The sequence below is a fragment of the Prevotella sp. LCP21S3_D2 genome (genome assembly GCF_052118345.1).
In the GTDB taxonomy this organism is placed as follows: Bacteria; Bacteroidota; Bacteroidia; order Bacteroidales; family Bacteroidaceae; genus Prevotella.
The window spans coordinates 1-427 of sequence record NZ_JBQKHJ010000108.1; the positions used below are offsets into that span (position 1 = coordinate 1).

General features: G+C 50.1%; 1 pseudogene. It reads left to right on the top strand.

Annotated features, from left to right (window positions below):
- Positions 1-427 (top strand): annotated as a pseudogene (locus ACTQ16_RS16825) (DUF3987 domain-containing protein); the annotation flags it as partial.

Sequence of the window (427 nt, forward strand, 5' to 3'; positions counted from 1 at the left end):
ACGGAGACTGGTACAGTTTAATTATTCCGGCCATTATCCGCAAGGCGTGGTGAAGGGAATGAAACTGCCAAGCGGTGCTTTCGGATTTGATATGGATGAGCCGGAGGCTTTCGCCAAGGCTGCCAAGCTGCTGCTGAAAGAACCGGACAAGTACGGATTGCTGATGCTGGAACGCAGTGCACGACAAGGCGGACATGCGGTGTTCAAGCGAGAAATGGGCAAGACTATTCTTGAGAACCAGGTACGCATCTCCACGATGCTGGAGTGCGAAATGGATACTTCGGCGCATGACATCAACCGTGTCTATTTCACTACTACATCGGATGACGAAGATTTGCTCTTCCTTTCGCCACGACTCTTCAAGGATGAATATGATGAGGCTGCTGTGGCTGCTGAAGGGAAGGTTCTAGAAGAAAGAGAACGATAT